The sequence below is a fragment of the Thermohalobaculum sediminis genome (assembly GCF_023487995.1).
Classification (GTDB): domain Bacteria; phylum Pseudomonadota; class Alphaproteobacteria; order Rhodobacterales; family Rhodobacteraceae; genus Thermohalobaculum; species Thermohalobaculum sediminis.
This window is the reverse complement of sequence record NZ_JAMFKN010000003.1, coordinates 372,578-385,746: the sequence shown is the minus strand read 5'-3', so window position 1 is coordinate 385,746 and position 13,169 is coordinate 372,578. Positions and strand designations below refer to the sequence as shown.

The following is a 13,169-nucleotide window of genomic DNA, read 5'->3' as shown; positions in this document are numbered from 1 at the left end:
CGTCATGTTGAGTACCCGGAGTTTCCTTCGCGACCAGGACGGAGCCGTCACGATCTGGCTGCTGATGTGGTCGATCCTGTTCATCGGCTTCGCCGGCCTCGCGGTGGACGTGTCGAACGCCTACCGCACGCGCGCGATGCTGCAGGCGACGGCCGATGCGGCGGCCCATGCGGGGGCGATCAAGCTTGCCGGGGGCGGAACCGAGGCCGAGGTGGACGCGGAGGCGATCTCCTACGCGCAAACCAACCTGCCGGTCGCAAGGAACGGGACGGTCGTGCTGCCCGACGACGTGACGCTCGTCACCTATATCCCCGACCCGAACAATCCCGGGAAGGGCCAGGCATACACCGCCATGCCCGACAAGAACGCCGTGCGCGTCATCGCGCAGCGCGCCACCGTCGAGGGGGAACTCACCAAGGTTCCCCTGCCGACCAGCCTGCTGCGGATCATCGACTTCAACAGCTGGAACATCACGGTCGAGGCTATCGCCGCCCAGGGCGGCGGCATGTGCAGCGGCAAGTCCAACTGGATGATCGCGCTCAACGACGTGCAGTTCACCTCGGGCAACGAGTTCGGCGGTGATCTCTGCGTCTACGGCAAGAACGGCATCGACGGGAACATGAACAACCTCGCGGCCGATGGCGTGGTCTTCGGCTGGGGCGACGAGGACGATCCGGACGTCTATGGCTGGAGCGTGATGGAATGCACCAACTGCTCGCAGCGCGGGCAGCTGGAGATTCCGGAAACGGAGCAGTCCGCGCTGATCGGCCTGATTGACTACATGGTCTACGACACCCGCGACGACGTTATTGCGGTACTCGCCGATAATATGATCCCGGCCGCTCAGAAGTTCAGCCTAACCAAGGCGAAGGGCGGCGGCGGCAAGGACAGCGCCGAGGAGCAGATGGGCCAGGCGCTGGCAAAGGGAGCGAAATACTTCCACATTGCCTGCAACACGTCGAACGTTTCGGTCGATCTGGGGCAGATGGTTGCGGCTGCTGCGCAGTATGCCACCGACAATGGACTTCCGGCCGTGACCGGGCTGAAGAACGTGACGATCTACACCGGCCGTTCCTCGCCGGGGGCAAACGCGGAGGGCGAAGCGTGCGAGCTCGTCGGCTCGAACATCAACTTCGAGGCGGTGACGATCGCGTCCACGAACCCGAAGGGCGGCAGCATCGTCGATCCGGGGAACTCGGCCTCGGCATCGACCGACAACGTGTCGGTCAAGCTGAACGGCCAGCCCTTCGTCAACGGGGGCTGCGTAGACGACGTCACGACCTGGGAGAGCGGCCTCAACATCTTCTCGCTGGGTGGCGTGAACTTCACAGCGCAGGGCGATTTCTCGACTCTGAGGATTTATGCCATGAAGAACGTGAACTTCACGGCGGGGCCCAGCACGACCGGGGCGCTCGACATCCGCACCAAGGAGGGCATCAGCTTCACGGCGGGCGCAGTCTTCGACCCGAGCTGCCCGGCAGCCGACACGACGATCCCCTATGACATCCAGCGCGTGCGCCTCGTGCTCTGAGCCCGATCGTTCGCTGCAGCAATCCACCGCCGCGCGGGCATCCCCCGCGCGGCGGTTTTCCGTTCCGCGGGACGATCCGGACCTGTCAGGCGTTCAATTTGCGCTGAACGGGGCTTTCCCCGGCGGATGTTTGCCGCAACTCTCGACATGCTGCGGCGGTGTTCCCGCACCCGTGCCCAGCGGGCGTGTCCGCCGGATCGACTCGTGAAACTGCAGAAAGGGAGAGGGATGACGTATCAGCCTGTCTTCAACCGCCGCGCCCTGCTGATCGGCGCCGCCGGCCTCGGGGTCGCGGCCGCGCTGCCGGCGACCGGGGCACATGCCGCACTGCCGATGCAGGGCCTGCACCGCCCCGGGCTCTACCGCTTCAGGCTCGGCGCCTTCGAGGTCACCGCAGTCCATGATGGCGCGATCCAGCTCGACGGGCCGCACCCGATCTTCGGCCAGAACCTCGAGGCCGCCGACGTGGCCGAACTCGCCGCCGCGAACTTCCTGCCGTCGGACCGGATGGAGATCGGCTTCACCGTCACGCTGGTGAACACCGGCTCGCAGCTGATCCTGATCGACGCGGGCAACGGCGCCGCGCGCCGGCCCAATGCCGGGCGCCTGCTGGCCGTGCTCGCCGAGATCGGCGTGGCGCCCGAGGCGGTCGACATCGTCGCGATCACGCATTTCCACCCGGACCACATCGGCGGCCTGATGGAGGAGGGCAAGCCCGCCTTCCCGAACGCGTCCTACGTCTTCGGCCAGGCGGAGTACGACTTCTGGACCGACCCGTCGCATCTTGCCAACGAGCAGATGAAGCCGCGGGTCGAGCTCATTCAGAACAACGTCGTCCCGCACGCGGAGAAGGCGCGCTTCATCAAGGGCGGCGACGCCGTCGTCTCGGGCATCGAGGCGGTCGAGAGCTTCGGCCACACGCCCGGCCACCTGAGCTATCACCTCGAGAGCGAGGGCAAGCGCCTGATGGTCACCGGCGACGTCGCCAACCACTATGTCATGTCGCTGCAGCGGCCCGACTGGCATGTCCGCTTCGATATGGACAAGGACAAGGCGGCCGCGGCGCGCCGGAGCGTGTTCGGCATGATCGCTTCCGACCGGATTCCCTTCATCGGCTACCACATGCCGGCCCCCTCGGTCGGCTTCGTCGAGCCGATGGGCGACGGCTTCCGCTACGTGGCGGCGGCGTATCAGATGAACCTCTGAGCAAGGACGGCGGGGCCGGGGCATCGAGCCCCGGCCCCGCCGGACGCGCGGCATTGCCGCGCGCGCCGCGTCGATCGTCGCTTGGCGCGGGATGCGGCTTGCGCTAGATGCGCGCGGATGACCCAGAACCCGCCCGACCTCCGCCCCGACCTCGCGCCGCGCGTCTGGCCGCTCGATGCGCCTGCCCGGCCCGGCCAGCCGCGCATCGGCATGGTGAGCCTGGGCTGTCCCAAGGCGCTGGTAGATTCCGAGCGCATCCTGACGCGGCTGAGGGCCGAGGGCTACGCGATCTCGCCCGACTACGCCGGCGCCGACGCGGTCATCGTCAACACCTGCGGCTTCCTCGACAGCGCCAAGGCCGAGAGCCTCGAGGCGATCGGCGAGGCGCTGAGCGAGAACGGGCGCGTGATCGTCACCGGCTGCCTCGGAGCGGAGGAGGCGTATATCCGTGGCGCGCACCCGTCGGTGCTGGCCGTCACCGGCCCGCACCAGTACGAGCAGGTGCTCGACGCCGTGCATGTCGCGGTGCCGCCCGCGCCCGACCCGTTCGTCGACCTGATCCCGCCGCAGGGCGTGCGGCTCACGCCGCGCCATTACGCCTACCTGAAGATTTCCGAAGGCTGCAACCACGCCTGTCGCTTCTGCATCATCCCCAGCATGCGCGGGCGGCTGGTGTCACGCCCGGCGGCGGCGGTGCTGCGCGAGGCGGAAAAGCTGGTCGAGGCCGGCGTGCGCGAGCTTCTGGTCATCAGCCAGGACACCTCGGCCTATGGCGTCGATCTCCGGCACGCCGCGACGCCCTGGCGGGGGGCCGAGTGGCGGGCCCACATCACCGATCTCGCGCGGGGGCTGGGCAGCCTCGGCGCCTGGGTCCGGCTCCACTACATCTACCCTTACCCCCATGTCGACGAACTGATTCCGCTGATGGCCGAGGGGCTGGTGACGCCCTATCTCGACATCCCGTTCCAGCACGCGGCGCCTTCGGTCCTGCGCGCCATGCGACGCCCGGCGAACGAGTCGAAGGTCCTCGAGCGCATCGCGCGCTGGCGCGGGATCTGCCCCGACCTCACCCTGCGCTCGACCTTCATCGTCGGCTTCCCGGGCGAGACCGAGGACGACTTCCGCCACCTGCTCGACTGGCTGGAGGCGGCGCAGCTCGATCGCGTCGGCTGCTTCAAGTACGAGAACGTCGCCGGCGCCGCCGCGAACGACCTGCCCGACCACGTGCCGGACGAGGTGAAGGAGGAGCGCTGGCACCGGTTCATGGAGGTGGCCCAGCGCATCTCGGCCGAGCGGCTGTCCGGCAAGATCGGCCGCCGGCTTCAGGTCATCGTCGACGAGGTGGACTCGGACGGGGCAACCTGCCGGACCCAGGCCGACGCGCCCGAGATCGACGGCAATCTCTATATCGACGCGGGCTTCGAGGGGCTGGCTCCCGGCGACATCGCCATGGTCGAGGTCGAGCAGGCTGACGACTACGACCTGTGGGGGCGGCGGGTGTGACCGCCCCCGGCCCCGGCGAGGTGCAGCCCCGCGGCATCCCGATCGTCTGGGTGCCCGGCCATCTCTGCGGGGCGTGGCTCTATGCGCCGCAGCTTGCGCGGTTCGGGTCCGAGCACCCCACCGTGATCGCCGATACCACGCGGGACGACGACATCGGCGCGATGGCCGTCCGCCTGCTGGACGCGGCGCCCGCGCGCTTCATCGTCGTCGGGCTCTCGATGGGCGGGATGGTGGCGATGGAGGCGATGGCGCGCGCGCCGGAGCGGGTCGCGGGCGCCGTGCTGATGGACACCGACCCGACCCCCGCCCGGCCGAAGGAGCGGGACTGGCGCGCAAGCCTGCTGGCTGAGGCGCGCCGCAAGGGCATCGCCGCCTATGTCGACCGCTTCGTCCCCGGCTTCTTCGCCCATGACGCCGAAGTGGCGGCGCGGCTCGGCCCGCTTGTCCGGGCGATGGCGCTCGAGACGCCGCCCGAGGTGGTGCGCGCGCAGGCCCGGGCGCTCGACCGGCGCCGCGACATGCTTGGCCCGATCGCAGGCTTTGGTGCGCCCGTCGAGGTGATCGTGGGCGGGGCCGACCGCATCTGTCCGCCCCGTTTGCACCCGCCGATCGCCGAGGCCTGCGCCGCGGCAGTGCTGACCGAGCTGCCGGGCATCGGCCATATCGCGACGCTCGAGGCCCCGGACGCGGTGAATGCGCGGATCGCCGACCTGCTGGCGCGCGTCGCGGCGGCGCCATGACATCGCGCTTGCTGGCCGGAGCGCGACTTTCTATGGTGCGCCGCGGCAAGAGCCTGGGAGCGCGGCACTCGCGCAGGCAAGGTCTGGAGGGACAATCGGATGAAGAAGGTGTACGGGAGCGCGGCCGAGGCGCTTGACGGCCTCCTGCGCGACGGAATGCTGATCGCCGCGGGCGGTTTCGGGCTCTGCGGCATCCCCGAGAACCTGATCGCGGCGATCAAGGCATCGGGGGTGAAGAACCTCACCATCGCGTCGAACAACGCGGGCGTGGACGATTTCGGACTGGGCCTGCTGCTGCAGGGCAAGCAGGTGAGGAAGATGATCTCGTCCTATGTCGGCGAGAACGACCTCTTCATGCAGCAGTATCTGTCGGGCGAGCTGGAGATCGAGTTCAACCCGCAGGGCACGCTGGCCGAGCGGATGCGCGCGGGCGGCGCCGGCATCCCGGGCTTCTACACCCGCACGGGCGTCGGCACCGCGGTGGCCGAGGGCAAGGAACACAAGGAGTTCGACGGGGAGACCTATATCCTCGAACGCGCGATCGTGGCGGACTTGTCGATCGTCAAGGCGTGGAAAGCCGACGACACCGGCAACCTCGTGTTCCGCAAGACGGCGCGCAACTTCAACCCGCCGGCGGCGACCTGCGGGCGCGTCTGCGTCGCCGAGGTCGAGGAGATCGTGCCCCGCGGCAGCCTCGACCCCGACTGCATTCACCTGCCCGGCATCTACGTGCACCGCCTGATCCGGGGCGATCACGAGAAGCGCATCGAACAACGCACCACGCGGCCCACGGCAACCGGGTCGTCGGCGACTGGCGAGGAGGTCTGACATGCCCTGGGATCGCAACCAGATGGCCGCCCGCGCGGCGCGCGAGCTCGAGGACGGGATGTATGTCAATCTCGGCATCGGCATCCCGACGCTGGTGGCCAACTACATCCCCGAGGGGGTGGACGTGACGCTGCAGTCGGAGAACGGGATGCTGGGCATCGGCCCGTTCCCGACCGAGAACGAGGTCGACGCCGACCTCATCAACGCCGGCAAGCAGACGGTGACCGAGCTTGCCCGCACCGCCTATTTCGACAGCGCGCAGAGCTTCGGCATGATTCGGGGCGGCAAGATCGCCATGGCGATCCTGGGCGCGATGGAGGTGTCCGAGAAGGGCGACCTCGCCAACTGGATGATCCCCGGCAAGCTCGTGAAGGGCATGGGCGGCGCGATGGACCTCGTCGCGGGCGTCAAGCGCGTGATCGTCGTCATGGATCACGCGAACAAGAAGGGCGAGTCCAAGCTCCTCAAGGAATGCACCCTGCCGCTGACGGGCAAGGGCGTGGTCGACCGGATCATCACCAACCTGGGCGTCTTCGACGTGGTCGATGGCGGGCTTAAGACGGTCGAGCTGGCCGAGGGCGTGACGATGGACGAGGTGCGCAAGCTGACCGAGGCCACGCTCGTCGGCTGACACCGCCGCGAGGCCGGATGCAGGCGGGCGCCCCAAGGGGCGCCCGTTCGTGTCCTACTGCTGTGCCAGCACGAAGGCGCAGGGTTGGCGCGGGCCCGATAGCTCGAGCGGGCACATCCCCTCGGCCGCGGCGAGGGCATCGAGCACCTTCACCACGTAATCGCGCGTCTCGCTGTAGGGCGGCACGCCGCCGTGCTTGTCGACGGCGCCCTCACCCGCGTTGTAGCCCGCCAGCGCGAGCAGGATGTCGTCGCCGAAGCGGTCCAGCAGCCAGCGCAGATAGGCCGCCCCGCCACCGATGTTCTGGGCGGGGTCGAAACTGTCGGTGACGCCGAAGCGGCGCGCGGTTGCGGGGATCAGCTGCATCAGGCCCTGGGCGCCCTTGTGGCTGACCGCGCGGTCGCGGCCCGCGGATTCGACGGCGATCACCGCGGCGATCAGCGCGCCCGAGATGCCCGACCGCTCGGCCGCCGCCGAGATCGCCGCGCCATGGCGGGTCACCACATCGCGCAGCACGCGCGACGAGACGATCCCGCCGCCGCCGTCGCGCCGCTCGCGCAGGCTACCGAGCGCGTCCGACCAACGCTCCGGCCCCGCCGCCGCCGCGGCTGTGCTGTGCCGCCCCCAGAACCAGGCGAGATCGGAAGGACGGGTGGCGCGCGACGGCTCCCCGCGCTCGCGCGGCGCGGCGGCGGGCGGGGGGCGCAGCACGATGCGGCGCTCGCCCGGTTTCGGCAGTCCGATGATGGCCATCTTCGATCGGTCGCCCACGCGGACACTGTTCGGCAGCGTGCCGGCAGCGGCAGAACCATCCCAACTGATTCCGTGCGGCAGGATGATCCCGCCAATTGCGAGAATCATCGAGAGAACTGCTTTGCCACATTTCCGCCGCAATTGGCATCCCCCAGCCGTGAATTGTGGCGCCGTTGCCATTATTTCATCCCCTTGCAATCAAGATAAGCAAGGGAACCAAGATCTTCAAAGGATTTCTTTAAAAGTTCTTTGAGAGTCTCCGGCCGTGGTGGTATTCGTATTTCCAAGGGCGCTGCCGGTGGGGTGATGGTGCGAGTATCGCGAGGGCGTCCGGTGGCTGGTGGGTGTGGCGAGGGCCCGACTGCCGGCCGGATTGTAAACCGTAGGAGAGAGACATGACGAAGTTCGTGAAGTTCCTGAAGGACGAAGACGGCGCGATCACCATCGAGTGGGTTGCGCTTGCTGCTGGCGTGATCATCCTGGCGCTTGGCGTCATCGCGGTGCTCGACGATGCCCTGGTGACCGTGGCAGGGAACATCGCCTCGACGATCGAGACCTCGACCGACAACCTTCTGAGCCAGGCGCTCAGCCAGTCGACCGGCGGCTGATAACGGGCGAGGCGCCGCGGTCGCGCCGCGGGCGCGGACGGATTGGATACCGCGTTCCCCGCCGAGGTGGGGAACGCATTTCGGGAGAGCCGACAACTCTCTCGCGTCGGGTTCTCTGAGAGCGGAGAGTGCCATGCGTTTCAGCGAATTTCTCCAGGACGAGAGTGGCGCCATCACGATCGAATGGGTGGCCCTCGCGGCGGGGGTGATCATACTCGCACTTGGCGTCATCGCCGTGCTTTCGGATCCTGTCGAAGGGGTGGCGGTGGCCATCGGTTCGTCGATTACGACTGCGACGGACAACCTTCTGTCCCAGGCGATCGCTCAGAGCGAGTGAGATCCCTGCGGGGCGCCCCGGGGATCGGGCGCCTGCTTCAGACCACGGCATTCGTTCTGATCCGGTGCGACATACCGCATCGAAGGCGCGAGACACCGGTTGCCGGTGGCGCCGTCCAAGGGTTCCGCGGCGTAAGTGTCACGGCCAGCCGGTTCTTCCGCCGAAAGATTCCGGCCATGCTTGCGCGGAGCCGCGCCCCGGGGCAGGCTGAGACGGTGGACGCTCTGGGACCGGATGCTTCGGCGAGGGCATGTCTCGAGGGCAGTGGCATGAGGAGTGAGAGCTGAGCCGATGCGCCTGATAGGAATCCTCGTCCTCGTGCTCGGCGTCGCTCTCGCGGGCGGGGCCCTCTTCTATTCCAAGCAGTACTTCGCCCAGATCGAGGCCCGCAACCGTGCGCCCCAAGGGCCGGCGATGGTAAAGGTCGTGGTCGCGAAGTCGGCGCTCGCCTATGGGGCCGAACTCGAGGCCGGCGCACTGAAGGTGGTCGACTGGCCGAAGGCGTCCGTTCCCGCGGGCACGTTCGACAAGGTCGAGTCGCTGGTCGACGCCGCGGGGCGCGAGAAGCGCTATGTCCTGCGCGCCATGGAGCCGGGCGAACCCGTTCTGCAGGCCAAGGTCACAGGTTTCGGCCAGGAGATGGGGATGGCGATGCGCCTCGGCGAGGGCAAGCGCGCCTACTCACTGCCCATCGACGCGGTGTCCGGCGTCGCGGGCTTCCTTGCGCCCGGCGATCGGGTCGACATCATCCTGACCGAAAGCCGCGGCGAGCAGCTTGCGTCGCGCGTGATCCTCCAGGACATCCTCGTGATCGCGGTCGACCAGCGGTCGAGCAAGGAAAGCGCGTCGCCACGCCTGGGGCGCACTGCGACCGTCGAGGTTGACTCGCGCCAGGCGCAGATCCTTGCGCTCGCGCAGCAGGTCGGGCGCCTTTCCCTGACCCTCCGCGGCTTCAACGAGGAGGGGGTGGCCGAGGAGCCCGGATCGTCGCAGCCCGTCAGCCTCGACGACCTGATCGGCCGGGAACAGGCGCCGGCGCCGGTGGATACGGGGACCGACATCCGCGTGCGCAAGGGTATCGCGGTCGAGACAACGCGTATCGAGTGATTGCTTGCACTTCTGCCACGATCTTTTCGGGTGACTGTAGCTTCACGACATAAATGGTTGAGCAAGGCGCCATTCGCGTGTTTAATCTTCGCACACGAATATGGTGTCACAGCGCACGTTGGGGGCGATGAACGCTATGTGGGGTCGACTTAACAGATATCTTCCGGCGGGCCTCGCGGTCTGCCTTTGCGTCTTTGCAATGGGCTTGCCGGGGGTCGCCTCGGCCGAGGGGCCGTCGGTGCTGCGCATCGCGCGGGGGCTGGCATCGGACAATGTCTCGGTGCTGGTCAATCGCGCCGTGGTCGTCGAGACGTCTCAGCCATTCGTCGAGGTCTCGGTCGCACAGCCCGAGATCGCGGACGTCTCGCCGCTTTCCGACCGGGCGATCTACGTGCTCGGACGCTCGCGTGGCGTCACGACGCTCACGCTTCTGGGCGAGAACGGCGCGCTGATCGCGAATGTCACGATCAGCGTCATGCCGGATCTGGCCGAGCTGAAGGAGCGGCTGCGCGCCGTCATGCCGCGCGAGCCGATCGAGGTGCGCTCGGCGGCGAGCGGGATCGTGCTTTCTGGCGTGGTCTCGGGCAAGGCCAAGATCGACCGGGCAATGAGCCTGGCGCGGGCCTACACGGGCGCCGAGGTCACCAACATGATGTCGGTGGGCGGCACCCAGCAGGTCTCGCTGAAGGTGCGGATCGCCGAGATGAGCCGCGCGGCTTCGAAGGAGCTTGGCATCAATGTCGGGGCGCGCGGCTCGACCGGACGGACGGGTGCACTCGTCAATCCGCGGGGCAATGCCGTCGTTTCGCCGCAGGAGGGCCTCGGCACCGGCGTCGTCGGGCCTGCTGCGCTGGCGGCAACGGGCTTCGGAACCTTCGGCGCGATCTTCGCGATTGCCGACAGCTTCCTGCTCGACATCACGATCACGGCGCTCGAGGACAAGGGCTTCGCGCGGCTGCTGGCCGAGCCCAACCTCGTCGCGCTCTCGGGCGCGCAGGCAAGCTTCCTTGCCGGCGGCGAGGTCGCGATTCCGGTCATCGACGACGACGGCGACTCGAGCGTCGAGTTCAAGCCGGTCGGCGTGGGGCTCAACTTCATCCCGACTGTGCTCGATGACGACCTGATCAACATCTCGGTGTCGGCCGAGGTGTCGGCCGTCGATCCGACGAACTCCGCGTTCGTTGGCAATATCGGGGGCGAGCCCGTCACTGTCCCCGGGTTCACCGTCCGGCGGGCAACGACGATGGTCGAGTTGCGTGACGGACAGAGCTTCGCGATCGCGGGCCTTTTCCAAGAGGACTTCGCCGACAACATCAACCAGATCCCCTGGCTCGGTGACGTGCCGGTCCTGGGCACTATGTTCCGCTCGACCGACTTCCAGCGGGGCGAGAGCGAGCTCGTGATCATCGTCACGGCGAACCTCGTGGTCCCGGTGGACAGCATCGAGCAGCTGCAGATGCCGATGGACCGCGTTGCCCTGCCGAACGAGTTCGACCTGTTCCTGATGGGGCGGCCCTCGAACGAGTTTGCCGGCGGGGGTGTCTCGCAGGGTCTCGATGGCGCATTCGGCTACGTGGTGGAGTGAGGACGATGCAGAGAATCTCGACATCCCTTCTCGTCGTCGCCGCGTTCGGCGTGGCCGGCTGTGCCAACCAGATCGCCGGCGACTCGCCCAACCAGGGTGTCTATGGCCTCGCGGCCGCGCATAACGAGCGCGTCCAGATCGCCTATGGCGACCCGGTCGAGCGGCTTCGGGCGCTCAACGCGGCCTTCAAGGCCGCGGCACCCGACACGGTGACCTTCGAGTTCGATCAGTCCGGCCTCGATCAGACCGCGCGCAGCGCCCTCGACCAGCAGGTCGCCTGGCTGAAGGCGAACCGGTCGGTCCGCATCGCCGTGATCGGTCACACCGATCTCGTTGGCGGCGAGGGCTACAACAACCGGCTTGGAAAGCGGCGCGCCCAGGCGGCGGCGAACTACCTCGTCTCGAAGGGCGTCGCCCGCAAGCGGATCGATGTTGTCGAGTCGCGCGGCGAGCGGGAGCCCGTTATCGAGACCGCGGAGCGCGAGCGCCGCAACCGCCGCTCGGTCACCGAGGTCGTGGGCTTTGACTTCAGCTTCGTCGGCACGGGACTCGACGGAGAATACGCACAGCGCGTCTACGACCGCTACCAAGCCGGCGGAAACGTCACGACGGAGACCGAAAGCACCGACGTCGAAAGCAACTGATCGTCGGGCCTGATGTGCGCGCGCCACGACGCGCGCGCACATCGCCTTGTTTCGATGCCGCAGACCGCGTTGTCGCCACGACAACGCCTTTATGTTTAAGTATCGTTGAGCAATGAGATCTGTTGTTTGCGCGTGCGGACGGGCGGGGCGTCCGGAGTGGTGAGCATGATGTTCAGCGTGCGGGGACGTGGGCCCCATGTGGTCCGGATTTCGGGCAACAGTTCCGAGGAGACGGCATTCCCGAGGACCCATGTACGGCGTACCAGGGCAGCGGAAGCTTGGCTGTCGGAGGTATCGTACGGGCCATCCAGCCGGGCAGCGGTCGGTCAAGTGGGTGAGGCGGCAGCAGGACGGGGCAGGACCGGGGCAGCGAATGCGGGCAAGCGCAGTCCCGCGGAGCCCGGGTTCCGTCGCGTAAAAGCAGGGTGAAGAGTGATGGCGCTTTCCTTCATGCGCAAAGAGTCGGAGATGACGCCCGAGGCGATGGTGTTCTCGGACAATTTTGCCGCAATGGATGCTCTCGCCGAGGATCTTGACGGAGAGATCGGCGCCGAACGTTGGGTCGAAGTCACGAATGCCGAGGCCGACGAGGTCTTCGAGGAGATCAAGAAGGAGCAGACCTTCGTCATCCTGACGCTCGGTTCCGACGAGACAACCGAGGTGGAGGCCTGCGCGGAACTGATTCGCAAGGCGAACAACGCGGAGCTTCTGGTCCTCCTGGTCATCGGCGACGTCTCGCCGCGGACGATGCACAACGTGATGCGCGCGGGCGCCGTCGAGTTCGCGCCCTATCCCGACCCTCCCGGCGCGTTGCAGGAGGCGATCAACCGCCTGCGTGTCGCGCGGACGCAGGGCGGGGGGATTCTGGGCCCGGCGAAGACGAAATCGCATCGCAGCGGCAAGATCATCGGCGTCTACGGCGTGGCGGGCGGCGTCGGCGCGAGCACCTTCGCCGTGAACCTCGCCTGGGAGATTGCGAGCATCGTGCGCTCGGAGGGGCGCCGGGTCGCGCTCTTCGACTTCAATTTCCAGTACGGCTCGATCGCCACCTTCCTCGACGTGCCGCGCCGCGAAGCGGTCTACGAGCTGGTGTCAGAGGCCGGGAGCCTCGACCAGACGGCCCTTCTGCAGGCGCTCTCGTCCTATCGCGACCGCCTGCATGTCCTCACGGCGCCGCGCGATGCGCTGCCGCTCGACATCGTGTCGCCGTCGGACGTGCAGAACATCCTCACCCTGGCCCGGGATGCCTTCGACTATGTCGTGATCGACATGCCCCAGGCCCTGATGGGATGGTCCGAGTCGGTCTATACGGCTGCCGACGTCTTCTATGCGCTGATGGAGACGGACATGCGCTCGGCGCAGAATATGTTTCGCTTCGTGCGCTCGCTCAAGGCCGAGGACCTGCCACTTGGCAAGCTGCAATTCGTTCTGAACCGGGCGCCGGGGCTCACCGATCTTTCCGGCAAGACCCGCGTAAAGCGGGTGGCCGAAAGCCTCGGGATCGAGTTCGCGCATCTTCTTCCCGATGGCGGCAAGCAGGTGGTAAGCTGCTGCGATCAGGGGGCACCCCTCGCGGAGGTCGCGAGGAACAACCCGCTGCGCCGTGAGATCGCCAAGGTCGCACAGCGCGCGATCACCCTTGTAAACACCGAGGCAACGGCCGAAGCGACATGAGTGCGGCCGCACAGCACGGGAG

General features: G+C 67.6%; 13 protein-coding genes. 12 read left to right on the top strand and 1 reads right to left on the bottom strand.

The genetic code is table 11. The features are described 5' to 3' along the window. The first annotated feature begins 4 nt into the window (after positions 1-4). The 6 genes from M1105_RS09015 to M1105_RS08990 all read left to right on the top strand — a co-directional run bounded on the left by M1105_RS09015 (position 5) and on the right by M1105_RS08990 (position 6,439). Positions 5-1,531, top strand: a complete 1,527-nt coding sequence (locus tag M1105_RS09015) for a pilus assembly protein TadG-related protein (protein WP_249580017.1) — start codon at positions 5-7, stop codon at positions 1,529-1,531. A 228-nt stretch (positions 1,532-1,759) separates the two neighbouring features. Further along, positions 1,760-2,737 (top strand): MBL fold metallo-hydrolase, encoded by a 978-nt coding sequence (locus M1105_RS09010; protein WP_249580016.1) that lies wholly within the window; start codon positions 1,760-1,762, stop codon positions 2,735-2,737. 117 nt (positions 2,738-2,854) lie between these two features. Beyond that, positions 2,855-4,240: a 30S ribosomal protein S12 methylthiotransferase RimO gene (rimO, locus tag M1105_RS09005; RefSeq protein ID WP_249580015.1), complete on the top strand. Its 1,386-nt coding sequence runs from the start codon at positions 2,855-2,857 to the stop codon at positions 4,238-4,240. Next, positions 4,237-4,980 (top strand): alpha/beta fold hydrolase, encoded by a 744-nt coding sequence (locus tag M1105_RS09000; protein WP_249580014.1) that lies wholly within the window; start codon positions 4,237-4,239, stop codon positions 4,978-4,980. The genes rimO and M1105_RS09000 overlap by 4 nt, the downstream gene beginning before the upstream one ends. A gap of 99 nt (positions 4,981-5,079) precedes the next feature. Further along, positions 5,080-5,808: a CoA transferase subunit A gene (locus M1105_RS08995; protein ID WP_249580013.1), complete on the top strand. Its 729-nt coding sequence runs from the start codon at positions 5,080-5,082 to the stop codon at positions 5,806-5,808. Between the two features lies 1 nt (position 5,809). After that, positions 5,810-6,439, top strand: a complete 630-nt coding sequence (locus M1105_RS08990) for a CoA transferase subunit B (RefSeq protein WP_249580012.1) — start codon at positions 5,810-5,812, stop codon at positions 6,437-6,439. Between the two features lie 54 nt (positions 6,440-6,493). Here M1105_RS08990 and M1105_RS08985 read toward each other — a convergent pair whose 3' ends face one another. After that, the gene (locus M1105_RS08985) at positions 6,494-7,192 is read right to left on the bottom strand and encodes a lytic transglycosylase domain-containing protein (protein ID WP_249580011.1); all 699 of its coding nucleotides are present in this window, start codon (positions 7,190-7,192) and stop codon (positions 6,494-6,496) included. Between the two features lie 395 nt (positions 7,193-7,587). Between M1105_RS08985 and M1105_RS08980 the strand changes: the two genes are divergently transcribed. The 6 genes from M1105_RS08980 (at position 7,588) to M1105_RS08955 (ending at position 13,147) form a co-directional block, all read left to right on the top strand. Next, positions 7,588-7,800, top strand: coding sequence for a Flp family type IVb pilin (locus M1105_RS08980; RefSeq protein ID WP_249580010.1), 213 nt, complete (start codon positions 7,588-7,590; stop codon positions 7,798-7,800). Between the two features lie 133 nt (positions 7,801-7,933). Further along, complete coding sequence (locus M1105_RS08975) at positions 7,934-8,137, top strand: Flp family type IVb pilin (protein WP_249580009.1); 204 nt, start codon at positions 7,934-7,936, stop codon at positions 8,135-8,137. 291 nt (positions 8,138-8,428) lie between these two features. Beyond that, entirely contained in the window at positions 8,429-9,244 is an 816-nt protein-coding gene (gene cpaB, locus M1105_RS08970) for a Flp pilus assembly protein CpaB (RefSeq protein WP_249580008.1), read from the top strand. Between the two features lie 136 nt (positions 9,245-9,380). Then, entirely contained in the window at positions 9,381-10,829 is a 1,449-nt protein-coding gene (locus tag M1105_RS08965) for a type II and III secretion system protein family protein (RefSeq protein WP_249580007.1), read from the top strand. Positions 10,830-10,834: 5 nt separating this feature from the next. Continuing rightward, on the top strand, positions 10,835-11,473 hold the full coding sequence (locus M1105_RS08960; RefSeq protein ID WP_249580006.1) for an OmpA family protein: 639 nt from the start codon (positions 10,835-10,837) through the stop codon (positions 11,471-11,473). A gap of 435 nt (positions 11,474-11,908) precedes the next feature. Further along, positions 11,909-13,147 carry an AAA family ATPase gene (locus M1105_RS08955; RefSeq protein ID WP_249580005.1) on the top strand — a complete coding sequence of 413 codons (1,239 nt, stop codon included), beginning with the start codon at positions 11,909-11,911 and terminating at the stop codon, positions 13,145-13,147. Positions 13,148-13,169: the final 22 nt, after the last annotated feature.

Excerpts from the sequence above, each read along its gene's own strand:
- M1105_RS09015 (WP_249580017.1), top strand. The coding sequence starts at position 5 with ATGTTGAGTACCCGGAGTTTCCTTCGCGACCAGGACGGAGCCGTCACG.
- M1105_RS09010 (WP_249580016.1), top strand. The coding sequence starts at position 1,760 with ATGACGTATCAGCCTGTCTTCAACCGCCGCGCCCTGCTGATCGGCGCC.
- rimO (WP_249580015.1), top strand. The coding sequence starts at position 2,855 with ATGACCCAGAACCCGCCCGACCTCCGCCCCGACCTCGCGCCGCGCGTC.
- M1105_RS08995 (WP_249580013.1), top strand. The coding sequence starts at position 5,080 with ATGAAGAAGGTGTACGGGAGCGCGGCCGAGGCGCTTGACGGCCTCCTG.
- M1105_RS08990 (WP_249580012.1), top strand. The coding sequence starts at position 5,810 with ATGCCCTGGGATCGCAACCAGATGGCCGCCCGCGCGGCGCGCGAGCTC.
- M1105_RS08985 (WP_249580011.1), bottom strand. The coding sequence starts at position 7,192 with ATGGCCATCATCGGACTGCCGAAACCGGGCGAGCGCCGCATCGTGCTG.
- M1105_RS08980 (WP_249580010.1), top strand. The coding sequence starts at position 7,588 with ATGACGAAGTTCGTGAAGTTCCTGAAGGACGAAGACGGCGCGATCACC.
- M1105_RS08975 (WP_249580009.1), top strand. The coding sequence starts at position 7,934 with ATGCGTTTCAGCGAATTTCTCCAGGACGAGAGTGGCGCCATCACGATC.
- cpaB (WP_249580008.1), top strand. The coding sequence starts at position 8,429 with ATGCGCCTGATAGGAATCCTCGTCCTCGTGCTCGGCGTCGCTCTCGCG.
- M1105_RS08965 (WP_249580007.1), top strand. The coding sequence starts at position 9,381 with ATGTGGGGTCGACTTAACAGATATCTTCCGGCGGGCCTCGCGGTCTGC.
- M1105_RS08960 (WP_249580006.1), top strand. The coding sequence starts at position 10,835 with ATGCAGAGAATCTCGACATCCCTTCTCGTCGTCGCCGCGTTCGGCGTG.
- M1105_RS08955 (WP_249580005.1), top strand. The coding sequence starts at position 11,909 with ATGGCGCTTTCCTTCATGCGCAAAGAGTCGGAGATGACGCCCGAGGCG.